This is a genomic window from Arthrobacter sp. JCM 19049, assembly GCF_001310435.1.
The window spans coordinates 1-3,142 of the sequence record NZ_BAXF01000251.1 but is presented as its reverse complement, the minus strand read 5'-3'; the positions used below and the strand labels follow the sequence as shown (position 1 = coordinate 3,142).

The following is a 3,142-nucleotide window of genomic DNA, read 5'->3' as shown; positions in this document are numbered from 1 at the left end:
GCCCGGAGGCGGCGAACAATGCCTCGGCCGCCGGCACCCTCACCCCGATGCTCGCCCTGGGCCTGCCGACCAACGCCACCGCCGCGGTCATGCTCGCCTTCCTGGTCATGAAGGGCATCCAGCCCGGTCCGCTGCTGTTTGAAAATGAGCCGGCACTGGTGTGGGCGCTGATTGCGAGCCTGTTTATCGGCAACACCCTGTTGCTGCTGATCAACCTGCCGCTGGCCCCGGTCTGGGCGAAGCTGCTGCAGATCCCCCGCCCCTACCTGTATGCCGGGATCTTGTTCTTCGCCACGCTGGGCGCGTTCTCGGTAAACATGCAGACCGCGGACCTGTGGCTGCTGCTGGCCATCGGGCTGCTCGGCTTCGCACTGCGCCGCTTCGGACTGCCGGTGTTGCCGCTGATCCTAGGTGTCATCATCGGCCCGATGGCCGAGGAACAACTGCGCAAGACCTTCCAGCTCAGTGCCGGTGAAGTTTCCGGGCTGTGGAGCGAGCCGGTGGCTGTGACGATCTACATCATCATTGCCATCCTGCTGCTCCTGCCGGTCATCTTCATGGCGATCCGCCGTTCCCGCGGCGGCTCCTCCGAACTGGCCCAAGGGCTGGCCGGGGGCGGCAACCTCACCGAGGACGAGCTCTCGACCCTGGACCACCAGCACCTGAAGGGCGGAAGCCATGTGGCCGAACAGAGCGGGCCGCATGGGGAAGATACCAGGAAGGATCACTCATGAGCATCGTGGTCGGATACATCCCTTCCCCGGAAGGAGAGGCGGCACTGCAGCGGGCCATCCTCGAAGCCGAGCGTTCCCAAAGCCGGCTCACCGTCGTCAACGCGTCCAAGGGTGATACCCCATCGACAACCGGCTGATTGATGCCAAGCAGCATCATGCGCTGGAACAACGCCTCACCACGTCGGGAGTGGACTTCTGGATCGAGCGCTCGCCGGTGGGCTCCGACCCGGCGGACAAGATCCTGGGCGTGGCCCGTGCCCAGCGGGCCGAACTCATTGTCATCGGCATGCGCAAGCGCTCGCCGGTGGGCAAGTTCATCATGGGAAGCACCGCGCAGCGGATCCTGTTGCAGGCCGAATGCCCGGTGCTCTCCCTGAAGGCCGAGTACGCCTGGTAGCCAAGGCACCGGTTCACCGCCCCAATACAAAACTGCCCTGCGGCAACTGGTTCTCCAGTGCGCAGGCAGTTGCAGTTCCGGCTGAAGGTCCAGGACCTACTGCTGGTACGGGTTGGTCGGGGCTGCCGGTCCACTTCCGGCTGGGGCGTGTTCGGCATCTGCGGGTTGGTCGGAGCCGACGGGCCCGCCGGGGACTGAGGCCCGGCCGGGAACTGCGGATCAGTGCCCGGGGCGTGGCCGCCAGCCAGACGCACCAGTTCCGCAGTGTTCTCCGCGGTGCGAATCGCGGCCAGCAGCGATTCAAGGCTGGCGCGGGCCAGGACCAGGTAGAGCAGGACGAAGAGCGGTCCGAGGATCAACAGCGTGAAGATGCCGAAGCCGGTGCTGGCCTGGAAGCTGCTGAACACGGCAACGAGGTAACCGATACCCAGCATCACCATGATCAGGATGTAGACGATCTTGATGATGGTCGGGGTGACGAAGCGGCGGAAGTCGAGATCGAAAAGCGCCTTCATGTTTCTCTCACTTTCTTGGGGCTAGTGACACACGAGACGTTACCCGATCTTGTGGACAAAAAGGTAGCAGCATGACGTGGAGTGTTTTTGATACACACAAGTTAGACAGGCCTCGTTGCCGCGGCCCTCATGCACGGTCACGGCTCCCTCACCAGGATGACTCCTAGGAAAAGCGCAAAACCCGGTATTCACCAGGGAAAGATCATCCCACCGGTGAATACCGGGCTGCACAGCCACAAAACAGGCCGAAAACGTTCACGGCACGCCAGCGCGAAGCGGAATTCGCGCGCTGCCGCTCCTTCGATCAGCAGCGCTGCCCAAGCGCCCAGGCTAGGTCCGCGTGCGGAACATTGGGGCAGGGCTTTATGACGCGTCCAGGGCTACCCGGGCCTGGTGCACCAGCTCAGCGCTGGTGGCATCGATGTGCCCGCTGCCGCCGCCGGGACCGGCAGCTCCCCCGTTGACGCTGTGCCGGGCGGAGAGGTGGACCCCATCCAAATGGCGCAACCTGGGGATGTCGCCAATGCGTACTCCCCCGCCAGCTGGATCTGCACGCGCTCTTCTGCCAATTGGTGAAGCTGGGTCAACGTGTCCACGCCGTCGATGGAACGCGTCGCTCCCCCGGAGGTCAGTACCCGGGTGGCGCCGAGCTCGACGAGATCCCGGATGATCCGCTGCGGTTCGATGCCGCGCTCCAGTAAGACGTCCACACAGCGGTGCACGGTGATTTCGGCATCCGGGTTCACGCTGCGTGCGGCGGTGGCCAGCTGGCCGAGCACCGGCAGGTCCAAGGCGCTCTCTGCACCGTCCAGTGCTCCGATCACCACGCCCTGCGCGCCAAGCTCCATGCTGCAGACGATGTCCGCGACCATTGCCTCAACCTCGGTGGCATCGTAGACGTATCCGCCGGGCCTGGGACGGATCAGCACGTGAACCGGCAGGCCCACCTCGATGGTGGTGCGCAGGATCCCCACCGAGGGGGTCAGCCCTCCGGTGGACAGTGCCGAGCACAGCTCCACCCGCTCGGCCCCCTCACTGCGGGCGATGCGGGCACCGGCAGCGTCCTGGACCGCGATTTCCAGTACGGGCATGGCTAGGCTCCGTGCGGGCGGGCTGCGAACAGCTGGGCGCCAAGGTCCGGGTCTTCCATGTCCTGGTCGAACGGAACATGGGACGCTCGATCTTTCGGTGGCCCAGGCGCAGCAGGTCCTGGTCCACGCCGCCGGGGGTCAGTGCGAGCATCCATCCTTCAGCCAGGTCGAACAGTTCCGGTTCCAGGTAGCCGATCTTGACCACGACGAGGTCAAAGTCGGTGGCCTGCAGCCCGGCGGCGGCGAAGTCGGAACGGGTGTGGTAGGGCTTGCGCCGTTCGGTGATGATGGCGTGCACCCCACCGACCGCACCACGGCGACCCGCCCACTGGTGGCATCCCCGTCGGTGAGGCTGTGCACGACGCCGCTGAGCTCTGCGGGACCGGAATGCACGTGGTCCACCCG

At 65.3% G+C, this 3,142-nt stretch carries 5 protein-coding genes and 1 pseudogene; 3 read left to right on the top strand and 3 right to left on the bottom strand.

The features are described from left to right. The 3 genes from mprA to JCM19049_RS22605 form a co-directional block, all read left to right on the top strand. Positions 1 to 734 (top strand): MprA protease, GlyGly-CTERM protein-sorting domain-containing form (gene mprA, locus JCM19049_RS10450; RefSeq protein ID WP_279402951.1); only part of this gene is annotated, 734 nt, incomplete at its 5' end. Further along, a complete protein-coding gene (locus tag JCM19049_RS22610) occupies positions 731 to 871 on the top strand; it encodes a hypothetical protein (protein ID WP_306420780.1) in 141 nt (46 codons plus the stop codon). The genes mprA and JCM19049_RS22610, both read left to right, overlap by 4 nt. Before the next feature lie 77 nt (positions 872 to 948). Then, entirely contained in the window at positions 949 to 1,131 is a 183-nt protein-coding gene (locus JCM19049_RS22605) for a universal stress protein (protein WP_306420779.1), read from the top strand. Positions 1,132 to 1,442: 311 nt separating this feature from the next. Here the strand turns inward: JCM19049_RS22605 and JCM19049_RS20135 are convergent. The 3 genes and pseudogenes from JCM19049_RS20135 to JCM19049_RS10430 all read right to left on the bottom strand — a co-directional run. Then, a pseudogene (locus JCM19049_RS20135) lies at positions 1,443 to 1,571 on the bottom strand (hypothetical protein); the annotation flags it as partial. Between the two features lie 455 nt (positions 1,572 to 2,026). After that, on the bottom strand, positions 2,027 to 2,737 hold the full coding sequence (locus tag JCM19049_RS10435) for a copper homeostasis protein CutC (protein ID WP_054821558.1): 711 nt from the start codon (positions 2,735 to 2,737) through the stop codon (positions 2,027 to 2,029). Continuing rightward, complete coding sequence (locus JCM19049_RS10430; protein ID WP_054821557.1) at positions 2,679 to 3,035, bottom strand: MlrC C-terminal domain-containing protein; 357 nt, start codon at positions 3,033 to 3,035, stop codon at positions 2,679 to 2,681. Before JCM19049_RS10430 ends, JCM19049_RS10435 begins: the two co-directional genes overlap by 59 nt. Positions 3,036 to 3,142: the final 107 nt, after the last annotated feature.

Excerpts from the sequence above, each read along its gene's own strand:
- JCM19049_RS22610 (WP_306420780.1), top strand. The coding sequence starts at position 731 with ATGAGCATCGTGGTCGGATACATCCCTTCCCCGGAAGGAGAGGCGGCA.
- JCM19049_RS10435 (WP_054821558.1), bottom strand. The coding sequence starts at position 2,737 with ATGCCCGTACTGGAAATCGCGGTCCAGGACGCTGCCGGTGCCCGCATC.